Here is a 24,547-nt window from a genome sequence, read left to right on the forward strand (position 1 = left end):
AGCCTTTGTCGTACGTTCGGTCATGTGCCAGCAGCGCCCAGATCGTCCTTGCCATTTTGTTTGCCAGCGCCACGGTCACAACGTTGAACGGTCTTCTGCTACTGATCGACTGCACCCACGCGTTCGGTTCTTTTGCGCGGGTTAGCACTGACCTGGCTCCCTGGATCAGTAGCATACGCAAATAGGTGTCGCCACGCTTGCTGATTCCGTGCAACAGCACTTTACCTCCGCTCCCCGTCTGCCTTGGTACCAGGCCGAGCCAAGCCGCGAATTCGCGGCCCGATTTGAATGCTTTCGCGTCGCCCATTGTCGCCACCGCGGCCGTCGCTGTCAGCAGGCCAACACCCGGGATATCCGCGATCATGCTGCTAGCTTTATCCTGCTTCTTCCACGCCAGCAGCCTTCTTTCAATTTGCGCGATCTGCTCGTCCAGCTTAGCCAACATGGCCCACTGCTCGCGTAGTGTGTCGATCAAAACCGCCGGCAGACGCTCGGCAAGCGTGGCCAAAACGCTGACAATGGCCCGGTCCAGCGCAGTCCTCCCCACAGCCATCACCTCGCCATACTCCGTCAGCAATCCGCGCAGTCCATTGATTTGCATAGTGCGAAACTTCACCAGTTGCTGGCGCATCCTGTGCAGAGCGAGTACGGCCTGCTGCTCCTCCGTCTTGATCGCAATCGCCCTCACGCCGCACTGCTGCGTCGCCAGCCATATTGCTCGTGCATCGGCAGCATCGCTTTTGTTACCCGCAGCAAATGCCTTGACCGTCTTGCCGGGCATGAGTTTCACTTTATGCCCCATTTCGATCAGGCGCCGGGCCCAATGCTGGGAACCGCCGCAGGTTTCCATTCCGATCAGGCACGGCGCACGGTTCGCAAAGTGCGCCAGGAAGGCAGCACGCTTGATTTGCTTGTTGAATACTTCACCAGTCTGCGGATCGACCCACTGCAGCTGAAAAACGTTCTTCGCAATGTCGATGCCGTAGACAATGGGGGTGCTATTGTTCATGTCGCTCTCCTTGGTGGTCGATCTTCGATCGAACCACCCTGGCACAACCGGCGCCGTCAGATATGCGCAGTGTCAATCGTTTCCCGCCGCCGCAACCTGGCCTCACCAACTAACCACCAGGAGGGAGGCGTCCATTCCATTTGGTCCACTTCGCGTCCACGTCTTTCTGGGCGCGCTTGTGCGCCTTCCAGTCCAGCGGCATGGCGCCGTGCTCGACCGTTTCGGCTTCCTCGCGCTTGTTGCGCTGGGTTGGCGCCTGCACCAGAGAGGCATCAACGATCTGGCCGCAGCTCGCCAGATAGCCTTGCGAGAGCAGTTGTTGTTGGACCTGTTCAGACACTTGATGACCAACACCAGCTTGGGCGAGGCGGTCGCGGAACAGCCAGATCGTCTTGGCATCGGGGATATTGCTGCTTTCAGTCAGATCCAGGAAGCGCAAGAAGCTGCGGCGGTCGAGCAATTGATATTCCAGCGCGTCGTCGGCCAAGTTGTAGAGCTGTTGCAGCACCAGGATTTTGACCATCAGGACAGTGGGGAACGGTGGACGGCCGCCTTCAACACGGGAGGGACGAGGTACGGCGGCATCGATACTGGCCGCCAGCGCGTCGAAATCCACATGTTTTGCCAAGCCCACCAACGGATCGCCCAGTTTGGCGCGCTTATCTTCGCGCTCTTGCTCGGCAAACAGGCTGATCCGGGGCTTCATCATGGCGATACACACTGGGCTGGTTCGATTTCAGAACTTTACCGAACCAGCGCTGCTGGTGGCGGGTTTTTAGAGGTCCCCTTAAAGCGCAGGGTGTCGTGCTCGCTGGCGGTGCTGATCTTAATTTTACGGATAAGTTTGCAGCACTTGTCCGTGTTCACCGACAGCTTGTAGCCGAAATAGGATTTGCCGTGCCTCTTCGTCCAGCGTGCGTCCAGATACCTCTGACGCCGCTTCGGTGGCGACCAGTCGGCCGGCACCGGGTTATCTTCAACGACGGAAGCGTCGATCATCCGGCCGCCACGGGCGATGTAGCCATGCCGGGCCAGTTGCCGGTTGACTGCTTCGAAAAACGCTTTCGCTGGCGCCGCTTTGATCAGGCGCACTTTGAAATTTCAAATCGTGATGCGGTCGGGAATCAGGCTGGAATCAGCAGACCGGCAAAGCGCTGGAAACTCAATCGGTCCAGCAACTGGAATTCCCTTTGTTCATCGGGAAGATTGAACAGTTGCCGGATCAGCAGAATCCGCACCATCACCTCGGTGGGAAATGGGGGGCTTCCACCGCGCTCGCGGTCCGGTCGCGGCGCCGCTTTGTCGACCGAAGCGGCCATAGCCGCGAAATCGACATGCCGCTCCAGCACTTGGCCGCAAACAGCTTGGGCTTCATCATGGCAGAGTCGTCGGGAATTGACACACCAACATCATGCCATCTCAGCGAAGCCTTTTCGAGGCTCCAACAGAGTTCGAAAATAGGAATTGAAAAATCTCGACCTAATCGCGATGAAATAATTTTCATTATATTAATATAACTTTGACTCTTGGGTTTTATTCATTTCATTCATATTATTGCCAAGTGCCCGACCGCCCCCCATTCAAGCTGATGAGCAGATGTGAACACAAACTGCAAGTTAATCTTAGGACGGTGACTATTGGAGAGAATTGCGATTTCGCAAGTGTGTACACTTGCTGAAAAGGGTATCGTGCATGTCAACGCATCTGTATTATTTTCTTTTCACAGTACACATTTTGACGCACCGAACCTTGATCATGGAGCTATTGAGCAGCCGTAGCCCATAAAAAACCTCGCTGAAATGTTTTTATATAGAATCTTCTGCAATTTTCTTCATAATTTTGATTTATAAATTTACGATTTCATCGTATTAATTATAAGAAGAAAATATTTTTATTTTTCAATAAGAACGTATACAACCCTTGAAGGATCGCGTTCATGAATATCATAGCAAGAGCACGGCGGCCAATTAGAAGGTATAGTCCCACTCTCCGTAGGAGTCTTCATCGAAACCCATCCTCGGATCGAGCAAGCTATTCATCCAATAAGCTAACCGATGAAAGTCTACGGCAAGCTGCTGAGCGCTCAACCGCAAGCAATAGAGCATATTTCATATCATTCCTTGTCATTTTAGCATATTTGCTCATCATTATTGCCGGAACAACCGATCATATGCTTTTGGTTCCCGGAGCGAATGTCAGGCTTCCATTCGTGGAAACCGAAGTCTCATTGCTGATATTTTATTTCTGCTCCCCCTTAATCATACTCACAATACATTTTAACTTACTGCAAAATCTAGAAAGTCATCATGTGAAGTTATTAGCTTGGCAGAAAGGTTATCCAGACCAGACTGTTCCTCGCTACTTAATAGATGCATTCATCTATGATCTGGCTCTTCTTGAGCGAGAGGGGCAACTGACACGCTCTGTGCGTATATTTTCCGGCATGCTGTTTCAATTGTTGGCACCAGCTACGCTTCTCGTTCTTCTTTGGCGGTTTAGCGACTATCAAAGCATAGGAATTAGCAGCTGGCACGGCCTATGCTTATTGTTTGATTTGTTACTTATTGGCTATTTTCAAAGAGCCCTGAATGGGAAGTGGCGACTTCCTTATTTCGCATGGGCAATGCTAATTCTAGCCGCCGCACAATATTCCTTGCTTTTCTATGTCTTGCATACAAAAAACTTACCGCTACCTCTTCAAATCAGCATGTCTGACTATGAAAATTCGAACTCTTCGCGAATCAAGCGCTTGAAGAGAGTAGTGATTCCATTTTTGAATGGTGAGTTTTCAAATTTGATCATGCCGCGTATTGAGATTGATAGTTACACTTCACTCACCTTGGATGACAAGCAACCAAAACTAAGAATGACATTTGACGGCGCGAGTGACTTCTCCTCGTGGTTTTTGCAATCTGGAACTGGATTGGACTTACGCAATCGAAACTTGATAGGCGCAGAACTGCAAAATGCTGATCTGCGAAAATCTATTCTCGAAAGCAGTCAGCTACAGGGTGCCAATCTAGCTGGAGCTCGCCTTGCCGGAGCCAATCTGTACAACGCCCAATTGCAGGGGGCGATTCTTGTTGGTGCTCAACTGCAGGGGGCCTCTCTCCGAGAAGCACATCTTCAAGGGGCATCCTTATATGGCGCAATTTTGCAAGGGACCGATCTCACATCAGCTCAACTACATGGTGCAAATCTGACTTCAGCCAAGCTACAAGGGGCAAATTTCGGCGGAGCCCAATTACAAGGTGCGACATTCAACACCAAGGAGATAAATTACAATTTTTCTAGAGAAAATGAATACAAACAGGAAATTGCAAATGGTTTGGCAGCGATAATACAAGGTGAAGACGATGATGAGACACTTACGATATTACAAGGTGCCAAAATGAGTGATGCTCAACTCCTTGGTGCTCGCTTTAACAGGCGAATTATTGGCCAAACGATACAAAAGGGCAGCCCAGATCTAAAAAACAATTCTGTTAACTGGAATGAAATTGTTGCCATGTCGGGCCGAGAAAAATTCAGGAATGCCATCACCAAGGCTCGTGAGAGGACAGCCAAACCAAGTCCAAATCTATCACTAATGGAAACAGATTATGCCTTAAGCGATGCATTACCCGATTTATGCGCAAACTCACTGCTCGCATTGACTGCGGGATTGAAAAGTGGGCATCAAGACTTTAGTGAAAAACCCTCCGCTAATTTGATAAATGCATTTGCGAGACTGCCTGAGGAGCCCGCATGCAAACCACATCTTAGAGAAATTGTGAAGTGGGCGCGAGGCCAAAATATTGCTCCGGAATTTTATTCTTCCTTAGAGGAACATCGAAAAAAAAGACAAAGAGAAAAATCAAAAGAACCAAATAGAAAGCCTACTAATACAGTCGATCTGGTTAAATAAATACGACACCAAGACACTTTTTCTTATTTTACCCCCTTGACGCGGCAATAAAAATAGCAGAGGAAGCAGATTTTCTATTGCTTCATCCAGTCGCGCAGTTCGTAGTAACAGTAGGTGAGCTGCGCGGCGATCAAACGGGACTCGACAGGCGACCTCCCCCGTCAGCGCGGCGGCGAGGACCTCGCCGCTCAGCGTCGTGGGTGCGACGCCGTGGCCGCCGAAGCCCATGCCGTACCAGATGCCTTCCGGAAGACGCCCCAGTTGCGGCATCTTGTGGCGGCCATAGCTCATCATGCCGCTCCAGGCGTAATCGACCTTCGTGCCAACGAGCTGGGGGTAGACCTTGAGCATGTCCGCGCTGAGGAGTTTGGCGACCGCGGCGGCGCTGCGCTCGCGGATCGAGATGCGGCCGCCCCACAACAAGCGCGTGTCCGGCAGGGGCCGGTAGTAGTCGAAGGCGAAGCGGGTGTCGTAGATGGCGGCGTCGGTCGCCAGGGCGGTCGGCAGGCGCTCGCCCAGCGGCTCGGTGACCATCACGTAGGTGGCGATGGGCAGGATCGCGCCGGCCAGCTTGGGGTACAGGCGCTCGATGTAGCCGCCGCAGCAAACCACCACCTCTCCCGCCCTCACCTCGCCCTCGGCGGTCGCGATGCGCCAGCCGGCGCCGGCACCCATGTCCGCCCCGGCGCACGCGCGGGCGGCCGTCACACCGGCCGCGTGCAGCCGCGGCGCGGCCTCGATGGAACGCACGCGGCTTTGCTCATGCACCCGCACTCCCCCGCAGGCCAGCGCCCGCGCCAACCCCTGCGCGTACTTCAGCGGGTGGAAATGGAAGGCGTTTTCCTCGTACAGCGCGCCGAAATAGCGTTTGCTGCGGGCGCGGTCGGCGAAGTCGGCGCGGCTCACGCGCCGCCACTCCACGCCCAGCGTGCCGGCCATGAAGCGCTGTTGCTCGTCGAGGATGCGGTCGTCGTCGAACCAGTTGGCGAGGTAGATGCCGCCGTGCGCGGCCTCGCACTGTATGCCGTATTGCTCGATGCGCCGCTTGATGGTGGAGACGGCGTCCAGCGTCAGCTGGTACAGCTTGCGCCCCTGGTCGGTGCCGGCGGAATCGACCAGGGCCCGCTCGCCCAGCGAATAGCCGCCGAACACGAAGCCGCCGTTCCTGCCGGACGCGCCATGGCCGACCGTCTCGGCCTCCAGCAGCACGACATTGCGCTGGCCCCGCTCCATCAGGGACATGGCCGTGGCCAGGCCCGCGAAGCCGCCGCCAATGACGCAGATGTCCGCCTCCACGTCCCCGTCCAGCGCGGGCCAGGAGGCCCCGCCTGCGGTGGCGCGGTAGTAGCTCAGCTCCGAAAGCGGCGCGGACACCGCGTCAATCGGCTTGCAGTGTGGGGTAGTCGCTGACCGTCAGGCCGAAACCGGCGTCGTCGGAGACGAGATGCGCGCGGCCGCCGAACGGCAAGGTGCAGCGTTCCTTGATGTGGCCGAACGGCAGGCCGGTGAGCACCGGGATCGGCAAGCGCCCGCGGATGAAGGCCAGCATGGCGTCGAAGTCGTAGCCGTTGTCGGCCGGGTTCAGGCGGTAGCCGGAGATGTCGCCGAACACCAGCGCCTTCTGCTTTTGCAGCACGCCCGCGTGCAGCAGTTGCAGCAGCATGCGCTCGACGCGGTAGGGATGTTCGTTGATGTCCTCGATGAAGAGGATGCCGCCCTCGATGTGCGGGAAGTACGGCGTGCCCAGCAGGTGCACCAGCATCGCCAGGTTGCCGCCCCACAGCGTGCCGTCCAGATCCACTTGCGGATTGCCGGCGGCGGTGCCGCGCACGTAATGCCGGGGTCCGCGCAGGCAGTCCCAGAACTGCTTCAAGGTGTACTCCACCGGCTCGTCGCGGATGAAATCGTCGCACATCATCGGGCCGGCGAAGCTGGCCCGGCCCGTGGCCTGCATCAGGCCCATGTGGAAGGCCGTGAAGTCGCTGTAGCCGACGAACAGCTTGCCACTGTCGGCCATGGCCTTGAAGTCGATGTCGGGCAGGATGCGGCTGATGCCGTACTGGCCGCGCAGCGCCACGACGATCTGCGCGTCCGGATCGGCGGCGGCGGCGTTCAGCTGCGCCAGGCGGCCGGCGTCGGTGCCGGCGAAGCGCTGCATCTTGAGCGCGGAGTCGTAGTAGTTGTGGACCAGGCAGCCCTGCTCTTCAAGGCGCGCGATGCCGCGCGCCAGCGCCGCGTCGTCCAGCGCGGCGCCGCCCGGCGCGGCGATCGCTATGCCGATTTTTTTCTTGTTCAAATTGTGCCGCCAAAAGGGTGAACACCGCGGCTCAGGCGGTCGCGGTCTGTGGCGCCATCTTACCCTGCACATGGGGGTTGATCAAGGCGAGCAGGCGCGGGATCAGTTGCGGCGGCAGGTCGTGGCCCATGCCGTCGATCACGTGCAGCACGGCGCCGGCGATGCGGCGCGCGGTGTCGATGCCGCAGGCCACCGGCAGCAGCGGATCCTGCGCGCCGTGGATGACCAGGGCGGGCCGGGTGATCTGCCGCAGCAGCGGGCTGCGGTCGCCGCTGGCCGCGATGGCCACCAGTTGGCGCGCGACGCCGGCCGGGCACAGGCTGCGGTCGATGGACCGTTCGATGCGCTCGCGCAGCACCTCTTCCGGCATCGGGAACGCCGGACTGCCGATCACGCGGAAGGTCTCGGCCATGTGGGCGATCAACTGCTCGCGCGAGCGCGGGCTGGGCGGAGGCCGCATCACGGCCAGGCGCGCGGCGCGGGTCGGCCCGGGCAGTCCCTTCCGGCCGCTGGTGGACATGATGGAGGTGAGGCTCAGCGTCTGTTCGGGGAAGCGGGCGGCGAAGATCTGCGAGATCATGCCGCCCATCGAGATGCCGATCACGTGCGCGCCCCGCACGCCCAGCACCTCGAGCAGGCCGCGCGCGTCGTCGGCCATGTCGGACAGCGTGTAGGCCGGGCGCAGCGGCCAGCCGACCAGGCTTTTCACGTAGGACACCGGCAGATTGGGCACGCCGGCGTGGTCGAACTTGGTGGACAGGCCGCTGTCGCGGTTGTCGTAGCGGATCACGTAGCAGCCCTGCGCCACCAGGCCCTCGACGAACTCCTGCGGCCACGAGATCAGTTGCAGGCCCAGGCCCATCACCAGCAGCACCGGCGTTCCGGCCGGATCGCCGCTGGTTTCGTAAGCGAGCTGGACGCCGTTGGCCTGTGCGGTTGGCATGATCAGTACAGTCCGAAAAGATGCTGGAACAGGGGCGTGCGCTGCGGGTCCCAGTACAGCAGTTTTTTCACGCCGGTGTGCGCGTCTCGGTCGAAGCGTTTCCAGTCGTCCTCCGGCTGCGCCAGCCGGTCGGCGATGGCGTACAGCGCGGTGGGATTGGCGCCCATGCCGAGGTGGCTGGCGTGGATCTCGATGTTCTCGGAGCTCGCCGTCTCGTCCTCCATGCTGCACTGCCAGGCCACCACGCCGTCGGTACGGCTGAAAATCGAGGTGGTGGGCACGGAGGGACGCACTTTCAGCGTGGCGAAGCGTTCCGAATCCACGCTTTCGCCGGACACCAGCTCGTAAATGCGCCAGGCGTTGGTGGACCGGGGGCTGCCTTTGAAGGGCGAACCCAGGGTGACCACGACGCGCGTGTGCTCCGGCAGCGCCTTGGCGATCTCCCGCGCATACACGCCGCCCAGGCTCCAGCCGACCAGGCTGACCTTGCGGCCGGTGCGCGCGTGGATTTCCTTCACCTTGTCCATGCAGGCTTCCAGCACGCCCGGCTTGGGGCCGAAGTTCAAGCCCTGCTCCCAGGCGTGGGTGTCGTAGCCCCGGTCGGCCAGGAAACGGCGGATGACGACGGTGGTGATGTCGCCGGCGGCGAGGCCGGGGAACACCATGACGGGATGGCCGTCGCCCTTGGGCGCGAGGTGGGCGAAGGGGTACGCCGCGAGCGCCGCCCCCAGCTCCCAGGGCGCGCGCATTTCGAGAGCCAGGCGCACCACTCCGGGCGCGCTGTCGGCTTCTGTTGCGTGGTTGCGTGACCGCATGTGCTCTCCTGCCTTACTCTTGAATACTTGCAAGCTGCAAAAATCTTTTTCCCCAGCATAACACCAAGGCTGGGATGGGCCGCAAGGAAAAAGGAGGAGTATTTATTCTAAACTGAGCTGTTAGCAACACGTCGCGCCTCAGCGGCGGCGGCCCTGCGGGCGGCGAAGAAGCTGCGCAGCACGCCGGCGCAATCGTCGGCCAATACGCCGCCCACGGTCTGGGCGTGGTGGTTCAGTTTTTCCTGCTCGAACAGGTTGACGACGGAGCCGCAGGCGCCGGTCTTGGGGTCGGGCGCGCCGTACACGATGCGGGAGATGCGCGCGTGCATCATCGCGCCGGAGCACATGACGCAGGGTTCCAGGGTCACATACAGTTCGCAGCCGGGCAGGCGGTAGTTGCCCAGCGCCTCGGCGGCGGCGCGCAGCGCGACGATTTCCGCGTGCGCCGTGGGGTCGTGGCGGCCGATGGGCTGGTTGTAGCCGCGCGCGATGACGACGCCGTCCTTGACGACGACCGCGCCCACGGGCACCTCGCCCCGCTCCCGGCCCAGTTGCGCCTGCTCCAGCGCCAGGCGCATGAAGGCGGCGTCCGCGGCGCCGACGGCGGGATCGGCGACCGGGGCCGGCCCAGCCACGCCCGCCGTGGACACGGCCTCCGCTGCCGGCGCCGCGGCCGGCTCGCCCTCAGACCCGGACCCGGACTCAGGCACCATCGGTGATCTCGGCCCAGCAGTTCGGGGTTTCGTGCAGCACCAGCTTGTGCAGGTGCAGGCCGGTGCCGTAGCGGTCCTTGTAGGCGGCCTTCAGGATGTCGAACGCCACCTGCGCCAGGTTTTCCACGGTCGGAATGCGGTCGATCACCACGGTCTTGTGGTTGGGCAGCGAGGCCAGGAACTCCTTGACCGCGCTGTCCTTCTCGTAGACCAGGAAGGCGTGGTCCCAGACGTCGACCAGGTGCTCCTTGGCCAGCGCCTTCACGTCCGAGAAGTCCATGATCATGCCGTTGTCCGAGTTGCCCTCGGCGTTGATGACCTGGCCGGTCAGCGTGATTTCCAGCGTGTAGCGATGGCCATGCAGGTTGCGGCACTGGCTCTTGTGGTCGGGGATGCGGTGGCCGGCGTCGAATTCCAGCTTGCGGGTAATGGTCAGCATTGCGTATGCGCTTCTTAAGGTATTTGGAGGAGTTTGTGGGTTTGCAGGCTCAGCTTCCATTTCGGATTGCGCTTGCAGGTTTCGATCGCCAGGGTGGTGTTGAACCCGGCCAGCGGCCCGTCCATGGGCTGCACGAAGAAGTTCTCGAAGTCGAGCCCCTCGTAGGCGGCCAGGTCCTGGTCCTTCTGCGGGATCACGACCTTGATTTCATTGCCCTTATGGACCACCAGCGTCGAACCCATCTTCGGGCTCACGCAGATCCAGTCCACCCCCGGCGGCACCGGCAGGGTGCCGTTGGTCTCGATGGCGATCTCGAATCCGGCCCGGTGCATCGCGGCGATCAGCGGAGCGTCCAGCTGCAGCAGCGGTTCGCCGCCGGTGAACACCACGTACTTGCTGGCCGGGTAGCTTTGCGGCCACAGGCTATCGATGAGTTCGGCCAGCGCCTCCGGCGTGCCGAACTTGCCGCCGCGCTCGCCGTCGGTGCCGACGAAATCGGTGTCGCAGAACTGGCACACGGCGGTGGCGCGGTCGCTCTCGCGTCCGGTCCACAGATTGCAGCCCGAAAAGCGGCAGAACACGGCCGGCCGCCCCGCGTGGGCGCCCTCGCCCTGCAAGGTGTAGAAGATCTCTTTGATGCTGTAAGTCACGATGATTCACCTGATAGTCAACCCTCAATTATACGTCGAGTTGTGGCACTTCACGAAGTCCCCGGCGTCTGATGACTATTTGCCACGAGTGATAGGATATTGATAATTGGCAAAACTTTCTTTTTGTAAAGAGTATAAGGTCGGAAAAGTCCAGGCATACGGGAGGTTTCCATGACCGCTATCTATATAGAAGTCTTGTCCGGTTGCTCAATCGCATTCGCCGCGCTTTCAGCTGGGCTCAGCTGGCGCTGCCGGGACCAGGCGCGCCGGCTGCGGCGCGCCGAAGCCGGGCGCGAGGCGCTGCTGCTGGAGGAGCGGCACCGCATCGCGTGCGATATCCATGACGACCTGGGTCAGAATCTGCTGACCCTCAAGCTCGACACGGCCGCGCTGCTGCGCACGCCCGGCCTGCCGCCGCAGGCCGAGCAGCACCTGCAAGGCATGCTGGTGCATACCGACGCGACGGTGCGCTCCATGCGCACCGTGATCAACGGCCTGCGGCCGGTGGCGCTGGAAAACGGCCTGCACAGCGCCGTCGAGCGCCAGCTCTACGAGTTCACCCGCGTCAACGGCATCGGCTGCCAACTGGAGGACGCGCTGTACTGCAGCGACGCCGCCTGCCCGGCCGACGTGACGGTGCTGCGGGTGCTGCAGGAGTCGCTGTCCAACATCGCCCGCCACGCCGACGCCACCGAGGTGAAGATCGCGCTGTGCCGCAACGCCAGCGAGCTGCGCCTCACGGTGTACGACAACGGCGGCGGCCTGCCCGGCGGCCCGCTCCGGCGCGGCTGGGGCCTGCTGGGCATGCAGCGCCGCGTGGCGGCGGCCGGCGGCTGCATGGCCCTGGCCAGCAATCCGGGCCAGGGAACCGCCCTGACCATTAGCATTCCTACCGTTCCAGCGACAAATCCTACCCTTTCGGCGGCAAATCAACCCGGCTTTGCTCGGAATCAAGCTTAGTTATGATTCCTAGCAGCAAAATATAGTCTCAAGGAAATGATGCCCGCCATCAAAAAAAGGACAGGTATGCTACAGGAACAGGAATTGATCGAAGCGACGCAGGACCACGGGTTTGCCCTGAAGTTGATGGAATTGCTGGTCATCCCCACGTTCGTCCTGGATCTCAACGGCAAAGTACTGATCTGGAACCGCGCCTGCGAGCGCCTCACCGGTGTGCAGGCGGCCGAAGTGCTGGGCACGGACGAGCACTGGCGCTGCTTCTACGACCTGCCCCGCCCCACGCTGGCGGACCTGGTGGTGCAGGGCCGCGGCGCGGAAGTGCACCGGCTGTACGACCAGCACGTGAAGCGCGGCGACGACGGCAACAACAGCCTGACGGCGGAGAACTGGTGCGACATGCCGCGCCTGGGCCGGCGCCGCTACATCGCCGCCGACGCCAGCCCGATCTGCGGCAACGACGGCGGCATCGTGGCGGTGGTGCAGACGCTGAGGGACCTGACAGACGAAAAGAAGGCCCAGATCGCGCTGGAACAGTTGGCCACGCGCGATGGCCTGACCGGGCTGGCCAACCGCCGCTGCTTCGACCAGACGCTGCAAGCCGAGTGGCACCGCGCCTTGCGCCAGCAGCAGCCGCTGTCGCTGCTGATGGTCGACGTCGACAACTTCAAGCAGTACAACGACGCCTACGGCCACCTGGGCGGCGACGAATGCCTGCAGCGCATCGCCGGCGCGGTGTCCAGCGAAATGCGGGCCAACGACCTGGTGGCGCGCTACGGCGGCGAGGAATTCGCCGTCATCCTGCCCAACCAGTCGCTCAAGGGGGCGGCCATCGTGGCCGAGCGCATACGCTGCCGCGTCGAACAGCTGCAGCTGCCCAACCTGGGCACGGCCAAGCAGTTCGTCACCGTCAGCATCGGCGCGGCGACCGCGCTGCCGGCGGTGGAAAACGAGGCCAACCAGCTGGTGCTCACCGCCGACACGGCGCTCTACCGCGCCAAGCACATGGGCCGCAACCGCATCAGCCTCACCAACGAGGCGCAGGCTTAGGCACGGGTTTAAGCAAAGTACGGCGTGTAGTTGATGCCGTTGGCGATCAGGCTCGCGACGGCGCCCTGGTTTTCGGCCGAGACGGAGAAATCGGTCAGGATCTGCGCCCGTTCCACGCCGCGCTCCAGGTTGGCCAGGTGATAGGCCAGGCCGGCCGAATCGGGCGTCCGGTCCAGCACATTGGCGTAGAGCTGCGTGAGGAACTGCGTGTTGTCCAGCGTGCCGTAGGTGGACTTGAACTCGGCGCTGTTGACGAAGCTGCGCGCCACGTCCAGCAAGGGCACGCCGCCATCCATCGCCCCTATCCAGTAACCCAGGCCCGCGCTGTCCGGCGCGCGGTCCAGCGCCGCGCGGTACAGGCGGTAGGCGTCTCCCGCCACACCGCCCGTGTCCAGCGCCACCACGCCATCGCCGAAGGACAGGCGCTCCACGTTCACCAGCGTGTCGATGCCGGCGCCGCCATCCGTCACAGTGTAGCCGGCGCCGCCGGCGCGCACCGTGAACGCATCCCGCGTGCCGTTGTAGACCAGCGTGTCCAGCCCCGCGCCGCCGTCGATGCTCTCGTTGCCGGGCTGGGCGGTTAGCCAGTCGTTGCCGCTGGTGCCGCCCGCTGTCTGGGGCGCGCCGATGTCGCTGGCGGACACGAAGCGGTCCGCGAACTGCAGCGTCTCCACGCCGTACAGCACATCCTCGCCCAGGCCCTTGACGACGATCTGGTCGCCGGAGCGGCTCACGCTGAAGGTGGCGTAGGCGCCGTTGAAGACCACCGTGTCGCTGCCGTCGTTGCCGTGAATGACGTCGCTGCCCGCGCCCGTATACACCGTGTCGGAGCCGCTGCCGCCGGTCAGCGTGTCGCCGGCGTCGTTCATGTAGACGGTGGAACCGCCATTGCCGGCGACCGCTCCCTGGATGGTGACGTCGTAGGCGATCGACACATTGTTCGCGCGCAGCGAGGTGCCGCTGAAGCCCCCGGCGCGCAGGTCGATCAGCGTGAAGCCGGTGCAGGCCGAGAAGTCGAAGGTGTTGTAGCCGCCCGCGTCCCAGATGCACAAGGGCGCCTGGCCGTTGCCGAAGGAGTAGACGTCGTTGCCGGCGTGGTAGCTCATGTTGGCGCCATACAGGTACTGCATCGCCTGGATGTCGTACAGCATGGGAGTGACCGGGTAGGTGCCGCGGCTGGAGGACGACTGGATATAGGACATCTGCGTGTAATCCAGATTGTCCGTCGAGGACGGCAGGAACGGGCCCAGGTTCGGGTCGCCCGTCGAGTTGTAGTCGCCGGGATGCTTCAGGCCCAGCGTGTGGCCGATCTCGTGCACCAGCACCGAGGGTCCAAAGGTGCCGGGCGTGTAAATGCCGTTGTAACCGCCCTGGTTGTTCAGGTAAAGCTCGACCTGCGTCACCCCGGGCTCGGGCAGGTAGGCGTAGGCGCTGCTGCCGCTGCCCTGGTTGTTGGTGCCGAAGCGCAGCTGGCCGCCGCCGGTGGTTTCGATGAATGTGATGTTGGCAACCGAGGACCAGAGCGCCAGCGCCTCGCGCGTGGCCTGCTGCTGCACCGCCGTCATGGGCTGGAAGCCGTTGCGGTCATCGGCCGAGGCGCCGGTGGGCACGCGGGTGAGGAATTCGTAGGTGAGCGTGACGGAGAGTCCCGCCTGGCCGGTCCAGCTGTTGTATACCAGGGCGTCGATCGAATTATTACCGGTTAATAAACTCATGGCGTTACCGTGCAAATGAAGGGCAAGGGGCATGGTAGCACGCATAAAAACGCTACACATTCGGCACGGGATATTTTATTCTTCCGCGTTGCGGCCCACACACCCATAGGGCTGCAATATCCATAACAAGAAGGAGCACAAGTGTCCAGATTGATATCCGGGTTCATAACACCCGTCGCATTCGCCATGGCGTCACCCGCCATGGCCACCCCCGCCGACCTCCTGCCATTCAAGGCGACCGAGAAAACGCTGGCCAACGGCCTGAAGATCATCGTGGTGCCGACCGGCTTCCCGAACATCGTGTCGGTGCAGATTCCCGTGCAAACCGGCTCGCGCAACGAGGTGGAACCCGGCAAATCCGGCTTCGCCCACTTCTTCGAGCACATGATGTTCCGCGGCACGCCGACCTATCCGCCCGAGAAGTACCAGGACATCATCACCAAGGCCGGCGCGCGCCAGAACGCCTACACCAGCGACGACCTGACCAACTACTACACCACCTTCGCCAAGGAGGACCTGGAGACGGTGCTCAAGGTGGAGGCCGACCGCTTCCAGCACCTGTCCTACGGCGAGGACGTGTTCAAGACCGAATCGCGCGCCGTGCTGGGCGAGTACAACAAGAACAGCGCCAACCCCTTCGCCAAGATGTACGAGGTGATGCGCGAGAGCGCCTTCGACACGCACACCTACAAGCACACCACGATGGGCTTCATCAAAGACATCGAGGACATGCCCAACCAGTACGCCTACTCCAAGGTGTTCTTCGACCGCTGGTACCGCCCCGAACGCACCACCATCATCGTGGCGGGCGACGTGGAGCCGCAAAAGACCATCGCCATGATCGAGAAGTACTGGAGCACATGGCGGCGCGGCAGCTACAAGTCCGAGATCCCGGCCGAACCGGCGTCAAAGGGGCCGGTGTACCGGCACGTGCCGTGGGCCACGCCCACCCCGCCGCTGGTGGCCTTCGGCTTCCACGCGCCCGCGTTCTCGGAAAGGAACAAGGAACAGGCGGCGCTGAAGCTGCTGCTGTCGCTGTCCTTCGGCCGCACCTCGCCGCTGTACAAGCGCCTGATGCAGGACGAACAGAAGATCGACCAGTTGTTCGAGGACACGCCCAACCGCGTCGACCCCGGGCTGGCCATCGTCGCCGCGCGCGTCAAGAAGGCCGAGGACGCGCTGTACGTGCGCGACCTGGTGCTGCAAACCGTGGCCCGGCTGCGCACGGAACCCGTCAGCGACAAGGCGCTGGCCGAGGCCAAGTCCGCGCTGAAGTACGGCGTGATCCGCTCGCTCGACAACACCGAGCAGATCGCCGGCACGCTGGCCTCCTTCGTGCACTTCAACCGCTCCTACGGCACCATCAACAACTACTACCGCGTGATCGACTCGCTGACGCCGGCCGACCTACACGCGGCCGCGCGCAAATACCTGGGCGACGAGGGCATGGTCCTCACCACCCTCTCCAACGGCGCGCTGCCGGCCGGCATGGAAGCGCTGCCAAAACTGGCGGACCTGCTGCCGAAGGCGGGCAAGGCGAATCTCGACATCATCGTGCAAAAGACCGCCCTGCCCCAGATCCGCTACAAGCTGCTGTTCCCGGCCGGTTCCGCGCACGACCCGGCCGGCAAGGAAGGCCTGGCCGCGCTGACCGCCGCCATGGTGGCCTCGGCCGGCTCCAGCGACCGCAAGATCGACGAGATCACCAAGGCCTTCTTCCCCATGGCCGGCAGCTTCACCGAGCAGACCGACAAGGAAATGACCACCTTCACCGGCACCATACACAAGGACAACTGGAAGGCCTTCAACGACATCGCCCTGCCGATGCTACTGTCGCCCGGCTTCCGCGAGGAGGATTTCCGCCGCCTGAAGGACGCGCAGAGGAACGCGCTGCAAGTGGACCTGAAAGACAACAACGAGGAGGAGCTGGGCAAGGAACGCCTGCAGACCAATGTGTACGCCGGCACGGGCTACGGCCACGCGGTGCTGGGCACGGCCAAGGGCCTGGCCGCCATCACGCTGGACGACGTGAGAAGCTTCTGGAAAACCGCCTACACTCAGGGCGTGGTGAAGGTCGGCGTTTCGGGCGACGTGTCCGACGAGATGACAGCGGCGCTGAAACAGGCGCTGGCCAGGCTGCCCGAGGGCGGCGGCCTGCCCGCCACGCCGGTCCCCGCCGGCAGGCAGGCGAACGGCCTGGAAGTGGAGATCATCGAGAAGAACACCCGCGCCACGGCCATTTCCCTGGGCCTGCCGCTGACGGTGACGCGCTCCCACGCCGATTTCCCCGCGCTGTGGATGGTGAAGACCTGGCTGGGCGAGCACCGCTCGTCGAGCGCACGGCTGTACCAGCGCATCCGGGAGGTGCGCGGCATGAACTACGGCGACTACGCCTACATCGAAGCCTTCCCGCGCGGGATGTTCCAGTTCTTCCCCAACCCGAACCTGGGCCGCAAGGCGCAGCTGTTCGAACTGTGGATACGGCCGGTCGCGCCGGAGAACGCCCACTTCGCGCTGCGCATCGCGCTGGCGGAGCTGGACAAGGCCATCGCCCAGGGCATGAGCAAGGAGCAGTTCGAGACCACGCGCGGCTACCTGATGAAGAACGTGTTCGTCATGACGTCGACGCAGGACCAGCAACTGGGCTACGCGCTCGATTCGCAGTGGCACGGCACGCCGGAGTTCACGAAGCTGATGCGCGATGGCCTGTCGCGCCTGACCGTGGACGACGTGAACGCGGCGATGCGCAAGCATCTGTCGGCGAAGAACCTGTCGGTGGTGATGATCACCAAGGACGCCGCCGGGCTGAAGGACAAACTGGTGAGCGATGCGGTTTCGCCGATCAAGTACGATGGCAACAAGCCCAAGGACTTGCTGGACGAGGACGCGGTGATAGGCGCCATGAAGCTCGACATCAAACCGGAGGCGGTGCGGATCACGCCCGCCGCCCAGGTGTTCGCCGAGTAAACCCAGCGGCAAAGGCCGGGGTCAGACCCAATGGGTCTGACCCCGGGTTTCGCCTCGGGTTTTGATCTAAAGGAGTGTGAATGACTGAACTGGACAACCCGATCTGGAGCGCGCTGACCTCGGCCCACAGCGGCATGGCGCGCTTGAACGGCCTCGCCGCCCGCTACCCGCGCGAAGTGTCGCCGCTGGCGGGCCTGCGCGAACCCACCGCACGGGCGCTGGCCGACCTGCGCGCCATGGCGGAGCCCAACGAGGAGTTATGGCTGCTGTCGGACGGTCCGCTGGACTTGCCGGCGGGCTGGAAGCCGCTGCGTGCGCGCCACATCGACCAGATGGTCAGCACGGAGCCGCGGCCGGTGGCCCCCGACGCCCAATTGCTGGTCCTCGGACCCGTCGACGTCCCCGAGATGGCCGCGCTGGTGGAACTGACCAAGCCCGGTCCCTTCCAGCCCCGCACCATAGAAATGGGCCGCTACCTCGGCGTGCGCGGCGCCGATGGCGGCTTGGCGGCGATGTGCGGCCAGCGCATGAACCTGGAACGCCACCGGGAGATCAGCGCCGTCTGCACCCATCCGGACGCGCGCGGCGCCGGCCATTCGCGCAAGCTGATGCTGGCACTGATGGCGCGAATCCGCGCCGAGGGCAAGACGCCGTTCCTGCACGTGAAGACCGAAAACGGCGCCAAGATCGTCTACGAAAAGCTGGGCTTCCAGGTGCGCCGGGAAATCTACTTCTCCGTCATCGCCGCCGTCTGAACCCGCTCTGAGAGAAGCCGGTAGTAATACGCCGTGTCGCAAAAGCCGCCCTGCGGCAGCAGCGCGTAGCCGGGAATCACGCCCACGCGCCGCCATCCCATCCTTTCATACAGGCGCTCCGCTTCCGCGCTGGACGTGTCCAGCACCAGCAGCGTCTTGCCGAAATCGCGCGCCGCGCGTTCCGCCGCGTCCATCAGCGCCGCACCCAGGCCGCGCTTGCGCGCGCGCCGCAGCACCAGCATCTTCGCCACGTCCGCCCGGTGGGGCTGGTTGTCCGGCTGCGCCAGCACCAGTTGCACGGTGCCCAGCACCCCTGTTTCGTCCTCCGCGACCAGCAGCGCGCGTTCGCCCCGCCGCACGCCATCGGCCACGCCGCGCCAGAAGTCCAGCGCCTTGTCCTTGCTGAAAGGCTGCATGAAGCTGACCGAGGCGCCTCCTTCCACGCAGTCGCACAAAAGCTCGGCCAGGCCATGCAATTGCGCGCCGGTGACGCTGTCGATCCGGCGGACGGTGTAATCGCGCATATCAACTCCTGCTGGTGGTGGTCAGCACGACCGCGTAGCGGGCGTCGGTGCTGCCTGGGTTGTGGAATCCGTTGGGCTGGTCCAGCGCCATGGCCAGGCAGTCGCCGGCGTGCAGCGTGTAGGTGTCCTGGCCATGGGTGACTTCCATCGTCCCCTCCAGCACCCACACCTGCTGTTGCACCAGCGGCAGGCGGTCGGCCGATTCGTAGGTCACGCGCGCCTTGGGCGGGAAGACGACATCGACGATCCGCGTCGGCGAGGCGACGCCGGACGGCGAAACGTTGCGCCGCACGTAGCCGGAATGCGGGTCGCGCCACGAGACCTGGTCCGCCAGGCGCGACACCGGCTCGGCGGCGGGTTCCGGCGCGTCGAACAGCGACGCCAGCGGGACGCCCAGGCCGGCCGCCAGCTTTTCCAGCACCACCGCCGTCGGACTGCTTTCGCCGCGTTCGATAAGGGACAGCATGGATCGGCTGACGCCGCAGTGCGTGGCCAGCGCCTCCAGCGATTTGCCCCGCGCCGCGCGCAGGTCGCGCACGCGGCGGGCGATGCGGTCGTTGAGGTTGGAATCTATCATGGTGGATTTATTATCCACCATATTGGATATTGGGACAAGAAGTTCAGGAAACGCGGCGGGCGCGTGTCACATCCAGCAGGTCGTCGACGGCGGGCACGCTGGCCAGCGCCACCAGCAGCAGCGCCAGCGGAATGGTGGCGACATAGCCCATGTGCTTGAATCCCAGCGCCCCCGCCACGCCGCCGACGAAGAACGCCAGGCCCAGCAGGCAGAGCACCCGCAGCCGCTGCCGGTCAGCGCGGACCGGGTGCGCGGCGCCCGGCCCGTTCCAGTACAGCATCTTGCCCAGTTCGATGCCGATGTCGGTGACGATGCCGGTGATGTGGGTGGTGCGGATATCGGCCTTGGAGATCTTGGTGATCAGCGCGTTCTGCAAGCCCATGAGGAAGCACAGCAGCATCACCGTCAGCGGCACGAACAAGCCGTCGATGCTCGCCAACCGCGCCCCCAGCACGCCGAAGCACAGCAGCAGGAACGCCTCCAGCAGCAGCGGATTGGCGTATTCGCCGTGCAGCTTGCGCTGGCGCGCGAAGTTGACCATGAGGGTGGAGCAGGCCGCGCCGGCCAGGAAAGACAGCAAGGCGCCCAGGCCCGGCAGCATCAGGCGGTAGGCGCCCAGCGCCAGGCTGTCGGCCATGTGCGAGAGGATGCCGGTCATGTGCGAGGTGTACTGCTGCACGGCCAGGAACCCGCCCGCGTTGATGGCGCCGGCCACGAAGGCCAGCAGCACGCCCAGCTGCTGGTTGGCGTCAGCGCTGCGTTTGCTGCCGGTCAGTTTGCGTGCGTAGTGTATAGGCATGGTCTGCCTATCACTTTAGCACTCAAATCGTGGCGTGGCTGAGTCCTAAAAATAAAGACCATACGGCGAAGGCCAGCAGCGCGACGCCGGACACCCCTTCTATCCAGCGCAGGGCCGCCGGCGGGATCGCGCGGCGGCTGGCGGCCACGCCGCCCACCAGCAACACCCACCAGGCGATGGAGCCTGTGAACACGCCGGCGACCAGTATCAGCCCGCCCTGGACGCTGCCGTCCGGCGGCGCCAGCGCGGCCAGCAAGCCGGCGAACGACAATATCGTCATCGGGCTGGACGCGGTCAGCGCGAAGGTCGAACCGAAGGCGCCCGCCAGCCCGGAGGGCGTGGGCGCCTGCGCGGCCATGGTCTGCGCGCCCTGCGCCGGCGTGCGCGCCGCGCGGCGCAGCGAAGCCACGCCCAGCACCGCCATCAGCGCGCCGCCGACGATGCGCAGCGTGGACGCGTGCTCCAGCAGCAGCGACGCCACGGCGCTCACGCCCAGCGCGGCGATCAGGCCGTACATCGCGTCCGCCACGGCGGCGCCCAGGCCGGAAGCCAGGCCGGTGCTGGCGCCGTGCGCGAAGGTGCGGCGTATGCACAACAGGCCGATCGGCCCGACCGGGGCCGCGATGGCGAAACCGATCATGGCGCCGCGCGCCAGCGTTGCCGCCACCTCGCTCACGGCGCGCCCTCCAGCCCCGCGGCATCCGGCAGGGCGAGTTCCGAGGTTTCCTTGGCCGTGTCCAGCGCGATGATGGTTTCGGTGCGCAGCACACCGGGCGTGGCCTTCAGGCGCGCGGCGAGGAAGCGCTGCAGGGCGGCGGTGTCGCGCACGCGCACCTTGAGCAGCCAGGAATGCTTGCCGGTGATGTGGTGGCCTTCCTGCACCTCCGGGAAGGCGCGCAGCGCGGCGGCGAAGGCCGTCTCGTCGGCGCGCGGCTCCAGGTCCACGAAGATGAAGGCGCACACGGTGACGCCCACCCGCGCCGGATCGATCACGGCGTGGTTGGCCTTGATGACGCCGGACGCGTTCAGGCGCCGCAGGCGGTCGCTGACGGCGGAGACGGAGAGGCCGATTTCCTGTCCGATCTCGGCGGCGGAGCGCCGGTTGTCGGACTGGATCAACTGTAAGATTTGCAGGTCGTGGGTATCCATGCGGTGATACTGCCTTATTTTATCGGCAATATCAAGCAATATTACGGCGTTTTTGTCATAAATCCGTAACAATTACGTCACGCGAATGGATTCTTCACCGATTTCACGTCCGGTGGAGGGAGCTGGTCAGGCAGGGCTTGGGCATCCAGCCTGGCCAGCACGTCGCTCAGCAACTGGTGCAGCGCGCGGGTTTTCGTGAGGCCCTGCTTGTCCATGGTGAGATCGACGTCGCCGGTGATGGTGACGCGGTCCACGCGGTTCTCTATCATCAGGCCGCCGATGTGCAGCACGTCCGCCTCGTTGGCGTAGGGTACGAACTTCTTTGACATGGTTCCGCTCCTCCTAGTGTTTGCGCTGTTTCGCGTTCGGCAGCCGCAGCATGGATTCCTTCTCCTTCTGGGACAGCGACGGCAGCAGGTTGATGCCGATGCGCTTCTCCAGATCCGCGACGCTCATGGTGACATGTTTCACGTCCGCCTGGTTTTCAACGAAGTAGGCCGCGCCGGCGCGCTGGCGCGGGCTGTAGACCACCTTGTACAAGTGGCTGGGCACGAACACGTTGCCCACCTTGCGCAGCTCGGCGCCGAGGAAGGCCGGGCCGGTCAGCACGTACAGGTCGCCCTCCTTCATCGCCAGCTTGCGCACCACCTGCTCGATGCCGGCCCAGACGTGGCGGTTGTTGTCCGCGTCCTGCGGGACCATATTGGCCAGCGTGAAGCTTTCGCGCTGGGCGCGGCGGTCCGGCATGTCGCCGTTGGGCGCCATGTGGCCGCGATCGAAGCCGCTGCGCGCGTAGTCGGCCAGTTCGGCGCGGTGGCCGCGGGGCAGTTGCGGATCGGGATGGAAAGCGTTGTCGCGGTCCAGTTCGCGGGCCCGCTCGATGTTGTCGGCGGTGAGGTGCTCGGCGGACCACAGCGGCGTGCGCGTGATCCCCGAATGCATCACGCCGAATACGCTATAGCACAGCTCCTTGGTGGCCGCGGCCAGTTTCTCGTTGCGGATTTCCGGCTTGCGGCCATCCAGGTAGTGGGCGGGACAGGCGGCGAGCGCCAGGGACGAAGCCAGCGCGAGCGCGGCGAAGAAAAGCGATTTCTGAATCATGGTTCCTTGAATAAAACGGCGAACGAAGCGGCGTCAGCCACCGATGGGGTCTGACCCCAAAGCGGCGTCGACGGTGCGGGAGGGACTCCCCAAAAGCGGGGCCAGCAGTGGGAGCCGCATTCTAGCGGATGGCGGCTTGGCTGGACAGGCGCGCCAATCGTGCGGCGACAGCGGCGAGCTCGGCGCGCAGGCTTTCGGGGCCGATGATGTGGAACTCGAAGGGCAGACGCGCCAGTTCGCGGGCGAACCAGTCGAGCTCGTCGGACTGGTTGTGCAGCAGCACGCCCTCCCCGGTCTGCTCGAACAGGCCGATGGCGTCCATCAGGTAGCGCTGCGCGGTGGCGAGGTCGGTCTTCAGCAGCACCGTGGTGGCGTGGGCGCGCGGCATGGCGGCGAACGAGGTGCGCAGGTGCGCCAGCGCGTCGAAGCCTTCCGGCCGCGAAAAGCCGTGCGGCAGCGGCGCGGCGGAGACGATGCGGTCCAGCCGGAAGGTGCGCAGTTCGCGCCGCAAATGGCAATGGCCGACCGCGTACCAGCAGCCCTCCCGGAACGCCAGGCCGTAGGGATCGAAGCCCCGCTCGCTGTCGCCGCCGCCCGGCGCCCGGTAGCGCAGGTGCACCCGCCGGCGCGCCTGGGCCGCCGCGCTCAGCGTCACCAGGGCGGCGTTGTCCCGCGGCGCGGCGGTGGCGCGCGCCAGGTCCAGCCGCACCGTCTCGTCGATGGCGCCGACCCGCTGCTTCAGCCCGGCCGGCATGATGCGCTCCAGCTTGGCCTGCGCGCTGGCGACCGCGGGCGCCGCCTCGGCCAGCCCCAGCCCGCGCGCCGCAAGCAGGCCCAGCGACAAGGCCAGCGCCTCGTCGTCGGTGAACATCATCGGCGGCAGCTTGAAGCCCGGCATCAGCGCGTAGCCGCCATGACGGCCGCGCTCGCTCATGATGGGAATGCCGATCTGCTCCAGCATCACGATGTAGCGGCGCAGCGTGCGGCCGTCCACCTCGAGGCGGGCGGCCATGTCGGCGCCGCTCAGGCGGCCATGGGTTTGCAGCAGTTCCAGCACGGCCAGAACGCGGGTGGTGGGATGGTACATGCCGCAAAGATATCACTTAATCAGGGCGGAATTTGTCCTGATTCAACTTTATGCTGCCTCCATTACAACAAAGGAGCAGCGCGCCATGAACCCATCGAACCACCTCTGGCTGTACTTCATCGTCGTTTTCGGGATCATCATCCTCCCGGGGCTGGACATGGCTTTCGTCATGGCCAGCTCCATCCTGGGCGGCCGCCGCGCGGGCATGGCGGCGGTCAGCGGCATCGTCGCGGGCGGCTTCTGCCACCTGGCGATGGCCACGCTCGGCATCGCCGTGGTGCTGAAATTGTGGCCGGGCCTGTTCAACGTCCTGCTGCTGGCCGGCGCCGTGTACATCGCGTGGATGGGCTACACCTTCCTGCGCAGCGACAGCGTGTTCCGCCCCGTGCCGGGCCGCAAGGTGCTGGCGCCGGCCGTGATCTTCCGCCGCGCGATGATGACCAGCCTGCTCAATCCCAAGGCCTACATCTTCATGCTGGCCATCTTCCCGCAGTTCCTGAATCCGGGCCAGGGGCCGCTGTGGCTGCAGTCCGGCCTGCTGGGCGCGATCACCGCGCTGACGCAGCTGGGCGTGTATGGCGCGCTGGCCCTGGCGTCCAGCCAGGCCACCGGCTGGTTCGCCAGCCATCCGCGCGCGGCCGTGGTGACCGCCCGCGCAATGGGCGCGCTGCTGGTGGCCACCGCCCTGTTCAGCGCGGCCCAGGCGCTGAACGGCATGACGGCCGGCTTCACAAGCGATTGGCGGGCGTCGGACATGGGCCTGCGGCGCATGCACTAGCCCGGATATTTCATGAGAAGAGGTCGGCGGCCACGCCATGAAGCGCGTTGTTATTGGTTCTCACGCCTAACAACAACCGAGGACCGCCGATGCCAAATTGTACCGTTGAACCAGTGGATTTGGGGAGGGTCGGACGCCGCGTGATTGAGGCGGCATTCGATGGCGGCGATATCGTCAGTGATGGTGGCGTGCTGCTGCTGCGGCAGGTCGACCAACGCATTGGCTTGACCAAGTCGATCGCGCGCGTGTTCGATGACCAGCGCCGTCGCGCCAGCGTTGCACACAGCATGCGGGACCTGCTTGCGCAGCGGATCTA

The 24,547-nt window shown here is 63.6% G+C and carries 26 protein-coding genes and 1 pseudogene; 7 read left to right on the forward strand and 20 right to left on the reverse strand.

From position 1 onward, the window contains the following. The 4 genes from BM436_RS34095 to BM436_RS37615 all read right to left on the reverse strand — a co-directional run. A partial coding sequence (locus tag BM436_RS34095) for an IS110 family RNA-guided transposase (protein ID WP_093558625.1) occupies positions 1 to 1,009 on the reverse strand: 1,009 nt, incomplete at its 3' end. A 109-nt stretch (positions 1,010 to 1,118) separates the two neighbouring features. Further along, positions 1,119 to 1,718, reverse strand: coding sequence for a transposase (locus tag BM436_RS34100; protein ID WP_093561261.1), 600 nt, complete (start codon positions 1,716 to 1,718; stop codon positions 1,119 to 1,121). Positions 1,719 to 1,753: 35 nt separating this feature from the next. Further along, positions 1,754 to 2,101, reverse strand: coding sequence for a hypothetical protein (locus BM436_RS37610; RefSeq protein ID WP_218164987.1), 348 nt, complete (start codon positions 2,099 to 2,101; stop codon positions 1,754 to 1,756). A gap of 32 nt (positions 2,102 to 2,133) precedes the next feature. Beyond that, positions 2,134 to 2,358: a transposase gene (locus BM436_RS37615; protein ID WP_218164988.1), complete on the reverse strand. Its 225-nt coding sequence runs from the start codon at positions 2,356 to 2,358 to the stop codon at positions 2,134 to 2,136. A gap of 860 nt (positions 2,359 to 3,218) precedes the next feature. Here BM436_RS37615 and BM436_RS34110 point away from each other — a divergent pair. Further along, entirely contained in the window at positions 3,219 to 4,916 is a 1,698-nt protein-coding gene (locus BM436_RS34110) for a pentapeptide repeat-containing protein (RefSeq protein ID WP_177307787.1), read from the forward strand. A 74-nt stretch (positions 4,917 to 4,990) separates the two neighbouring features. Here the strand turns inward: BM436_RS34110 and BM436_RS34115 are convergent. The 7 genes and pseudogenes from BM436_RS34115 to queE form a co-directional block, all read right to left on the reverse strand. Further along, positions 4,991 to 6,290: pseudogene (locus tag BM436_RS34115) on the reverse strand (NAD(P)/FAD-dependent oxidoreductase). A gap of 4 nt (positions 6,291 to 6,294) precedes the next feature. Continuing rightward, positions 6,295 to 7,212: a muramoyltetrapeptide carboxypeptidase gene (gene ldcA / locus BM436_RS34120; RefSeq protein ID WP_093561263.1), complete on the reverse strand. Its 918-nt coding sequence runs from the start codon at positions 7,210 to 7,212 to the stop codon at positions 6,295 to 6,297. A 31-nt stretch (positions 7,213 to 7,243) separates the two neighbouring features. Next, on the reverse strand, positions 7,244 to 8,155 hold the full coding sequence (locus tag BM436_RS34125; protein WP_093561265.1) for an alpha/beta fold hydrolase: 912 nt from the start codon (positions 8,153 to 8,155) through the stop codon (positions 7,244 to 7,246). 2 nt (positions 8,156 to 8,157) lie between these two features. Further along, positions 8,158 to 8,970 carry an esterase/lipase family protein gene (locus tag BM436_RS34130; RefSeq protein WP_093561267.1) on the reverse strand — a complete coding sequence of 271 codons (813 nt, stop codon included), beginning with the start codon at positions 8,968 to 8,970 and terminating at the stop codon, positions 8,158 to 8,160. A gap of 107 nt (positions 8,971 to 9,077) precedes the next feature. Then, the gene (gene tadA / locus BM436_RS34135) at positions 9,078 to 9,548 is read right to left on the reverse strand and encodes a tRNA adenosine(34) deaminase TadA (RefSeq protein ID WP_229491024.1); all 471 of its coding nucleotides are present in this window, start codon (positions 9,546 to 9,548) and stop codon (positions 9,078 to 9,080) included. Positions 9,549 to 9,672: 124 nt separating this feature from the next. Continuing rightward, positions 9,673 to 10,122, reverse strand: a complete 450-nt coding sequence (gene queD / locus BM436_RS34140) for a 6-carboxytetrahydropterin synthase QueD (protein ID WP_093561271.1) — start codon at positions 10,120 to 10,122, stop codon at positions 9,673 to 9,675. A gap of 14 nt (positions 10,123 to 10,136) precedes the next feature. Beyond that, positions 10,137 to 10,772 (reverse strand): 7-carboxy-7-deazaguanine synthase, encoded by a 636-nt coding sequence (queE, locus tag BM436_RS34145; protein WP_093561273.1) that lies wholly within the window; start codon positions 10,770 to 10,772, stop codon positions 10,137 to 10,139. 171 nt (positions 10,773 to 10,943) lie between these two features. Between queE and BM436_RS34150 the strand changes: the two genes are divergently transcribed. After that, a complete protein-coding gene (locus BM436_RS34150) occupies positions 10,944 to 11,732 on the forward strand; it encodes a sensor histidine kinase (RefSeq protein ID WP_093561275.1) in 789 nt (262 codons plus the stop codon). Between the two features lie 66 nt (positions 11,733 to 11,798). Beyond that, positions 11,799 to 12,779, forward strand: coding sequence for a sensor domain-containing diguanylate cyclase (locus tag BM436_RS34155; protein ID WP_229491018.1), 981 nt, complete (start codon positions 11,799 to 11,801; stop codon positions 12,777 to 12,779). 8 nt (positions 12,780 to 12,787) lie between these two features. Here the strand turns inward: BM436_RS34155 and BM436_RS34160 are convergent, their stop codons facing one another. Continuing rightward, positions 12,788 to 14,494 (reverse strand): DUF4214 domain-containing protein, encoded by a 1,707-nt coding sequence (locus BM436_RS34160; protein ID WP_093561277.1) that lies wholly within the window; start codon positions 14,492 to 14,494, stop codon positions 12,788 to 12,790. A gap of 201 nt (positions 14,495 to 14,695) precedes the next feature. Here BM436_RS34160 and BM436_RS34165 point away from each other — a divergent pair, with 201 nt between their 5' ends. Beyond that, positions 14,696 to 17,461, forward strand: coding sequence for a M16 family metallopeptidase (locus BM436_RS34165; protein ID WP_229491020.1), 2,766 nt, complete (start codon positions 14,696 to 14,698; stop codon positions 17,459 to 17,461). Positions 17,462 to 17,541: 80 nt separating this feature from the next. Next, complete coding sequence (locus BM436_RS34170; RefSeq protein ID WP_093561281.1) at positions 17,542 to 18,216, forward strand: GNAT family N-acetyltransferase; 675 nt, start codon at positions 17,542 to 17,544, stop codon at positions 18,214 to 18,216. Here the strand turns inward: BM436_RS34170 and BM436_RS34175 are convergent. The 8 genes from BM436_RS34175 to BM436_RS34210 all read right to left on the reverse strand — a co-directional run bounded on the left by BM436_RS34175 (position 18,189) and on the right by BM436_RS34210 (position 23,453). Further along, positions 18,189 to 18,740 (reverse strand): GNAT family N-acetyltransferase, encoded by a 552-nt coding sequence (locus BM436_RS34175; protein WP_093561283.1) that lies wholly within the window; start codon positions 18,738 to 18,740, stop codon positions 18,189 to 18,191. The genes BM436_RS34170 and BM436_RS34175 overlap by 28 nt on opposite strands. Position 18,741: 1 nt before the next feature. Beyond that, a complete protein-coding gene (locus BM436_RS34180) occupies positions 18,742 to 19,317 on the reverse strand; it encodes a helix-turn-helix domain-containing protein (protein WP_229491022.1) in 576 nt (191 codons plus the stop codon). A 43-nt stretch (positions 19,318 to 19,360) separates the two neighbouring features. Continuing rightward, positions 19,361 to 20,116 (reverse strand): YoaK family protein, encoded by a 756-nt coding sequence (locus tag BM436_RS34185; protein WP_093561287.1) that lies wholly within the window; start codon positions 20,114 to 20,116, stop codon positions 19,361 to 19,363. A gap of 22 nt (positions 20,117 to 20,138) precedes the next feature. Then, complete coding sequence (locus BM436_RS34190) at positions 20,139 to 20,792, reverse strand: LysE family transporter (RefSeq protein WP_093561289.1); 654 nt, start codon at positions 20,790 to 20,792, stop codon at positions 20,139 to 20,141. After that, positions 20,789 to 21,265 carry an Lrp/AsnC family transcriptional regulator gene (locus BM436_RS34195; protein ID WP_093561291.1) on the reverse strand — a complete coding sequence of 159 codons (477 nt, stop codon included), beginning with the start codon at positions 21,263 to 21,265 and terminating at the stop codon, positions 20,789 to 20,791. Before BM436_RS34195 ends, BM436_RS34190 begins: the two co-directional genes overlap by 4 nt. Before the next feature lie 77 nt (positions 21,266 to 21,342). Next, the gene (locus BM436_RS34200) at positions 21,343 to 21,594 is read right to left on the reverse strand and encodes a hypothetical protein (protein WP_093561293.1); all 252 of its coding nucleotides are present in this window, start codon (positions 21,592 to 21,594) and stop codon (positions 21,343 to 21,345) included. A 13-nt stretch (positions 21,595 to 21,607) separates the two neighbouring features. Beyond that, positions 21,608 to 22,366: a DNA/RNA non-specific endonuclease gene (locus tag BM436_RS34205; RefSeq protein ID WP_093561295.1), complete on the reverse strand. Its 759-nt coding sequence runs from the start codon at positions 22,364 to 22,366 to the stop codon at positions 21,608 to 21,610. 121 nt (positions 22,367 to 22,487) lie between these two features. Further along, positions 22,488 to 23,453, reverse strand: coding sequence for a helix-turn-helix transcriptional regulator (locus tag BM436_RS34210; RefSeq protein ID WP_093561297.1), 966 nt, complete (start codon positions 23,451 to 23,453; stop codon positions 22,488 to 22,490). Between the two features lie 85 nt (positions 23,454 to 23,538). Here BM436_RS34210 and BM436_RS34215 point away from each other — a divergent pair, with 85 nt between their 5' ends. Together BM436_RS34215 and BM436_RS34220 are read left to right on the forward strand one after the other, a co-directional pair. Next, entirely contained in the window at positions 23,539 to 24,231 is a 693-nt protein-coding gene (locus BM436_RS34215) for a LysE family translocator (protein WP_093561299.1), read from the forward strand. A gap of 89 nt (positions 24,232 to 24,320) precedes the next feature. Continuing rightward, positions 24,321 to 24,547 (forward strand): transposase (locus tag BM436_RS34220; RefSeq protein ID WP_177307789.1); only part of this gene is annotated, 227 nt, incomplete at its 3' end.

Source organism: Pseudoduganella namucuonensis (assembly GCF_900116645.1).
Taxonomy (GTDB): domain Bacteria; phylum Pseudomonadota; class Gammaproteobacteria; order Burkholderiales; family Burkholderiaceae_D; genus Rugamonas; species Rugamonas namucuonensis.

Coding starts and splice junctions, on each gene's coding strand:
- BM436_RS34150 (WP_093561275.1), top strand. CDS start 10,944: ATGACCGCTATCTATATAGAAGTCTTGTCCGGTTGCTCAATCGCATTC.
- BM436_RS34185 (WP_093561287.1), bottom strand. CDS start 20,116: ATGCCTATACACTACGCACGCAAACTGACCGGCAGCAAACGCAGCGCT.
- BM436_RS34100 (WP_093561261.1), bottom strand. CDS start 1,718: ATGATGAAGCCCCGGATCAGCCTGTTTGCCGAGCAAGAGCGCGAAGAT.
- BM436_RS34210 (WP_093561297.1), bottom strand. CDS start 23,453: ATGTACCATCCCACCACCCGCGTTCTGGCCGTGCTGGAACTGCTGCAA.
- BM436_RS34180 (WP_229491022.1), bottom strand. CDS start 19,317: ATGATAGATTCCAACCTCAACGACCGCATCGCCCGCCGCGTGCGCGAC.
- BM436_RS34125 (WP_093561265.1), bottom strand. CDS start 8,155: ATGCCAACCGCACAGGCCAACGGCGTCCAGCTCGCTTACGAAACCAGC.
- BM436_RS34160 (WP_093561277.1), bottom strand. CDS start 14,494: ATGAGTTTATTAACCGGTAATAATTCGATCGACGCCCTGGTATACAAC.
- tadA (WP_229491024.1), bottom strand. CDS start 9,548: ATGCGCCTGGCGCTGGAGCAGGCGCAACTGGGCCGGGAGCGGGGCGAG.
- BM436_RS34170 (WP_093561281.1), top strand. CDS start 17,542: ATGACTGAACTGGACAACCCGATCTGGAGCGCGCTGACCTCGGCCCAC.
- BM436_RS34205 (WP_093561295.1), bottom strand. CDS start 22,366: ATGATTCAGAAATCGCTTTTCTTCGCCGCGCTCGCGCTGGCTTCGTCC.
- BM436_RS34215 (WP_093561299.1), top strand. CDS start 23,539: ATGAACCCATCGAACCACCTCTGGCTGTACTTCATCGTCGTTTTCGGG.
- BM436_RS34200 (WP_093561293.1), bottom strand. CDS start 21,594: ATGTCAAAGAAGTTCGTACCCTACGCCAACGAGGCGGACGTGCTGCAC.
- BM436_RS34195 (WP_093561291.1), bottom strand. CDS start 21,265: ATGGATACCCACGACCTGCAAATCTTACAGTTGATCCAGTCCGACAAC.
- BM436_RS34155 (WP_229491018.1), top strand. CDS start 11,799: ATGCTACAGGAACAGGAATTGATCGAAGCGACGCAGGACCACGGGTTT.
- BM436_RS34175 (WP_093561283.1), bottom strand. CDS start 18,740: ATGCGCGATTACACCGTCCGCCGGATCGACAGCGTCACCGGCGCGCAA.
- queD (WP_093561271.1), bottom strand. CDS start 10,122: ATGCTGACCATTACCCGCAAGCTGGAATTCGACGCCGGCCACCGCATC.
- BM436_RS34165 (WP_229491020.1), top strand. CDS start 14,696: ATGGCCACCCCCGCCGACCTCCTGCCATTCAAGGCGACCGAGAAAACG.
- BM436_RS34130 (WP_093561267.1), bottom strand. CDS start 8,970: ATGCGGTCACGCAACCACGCAACAGAAGCCGACAGCGCGCCCGGAGTG.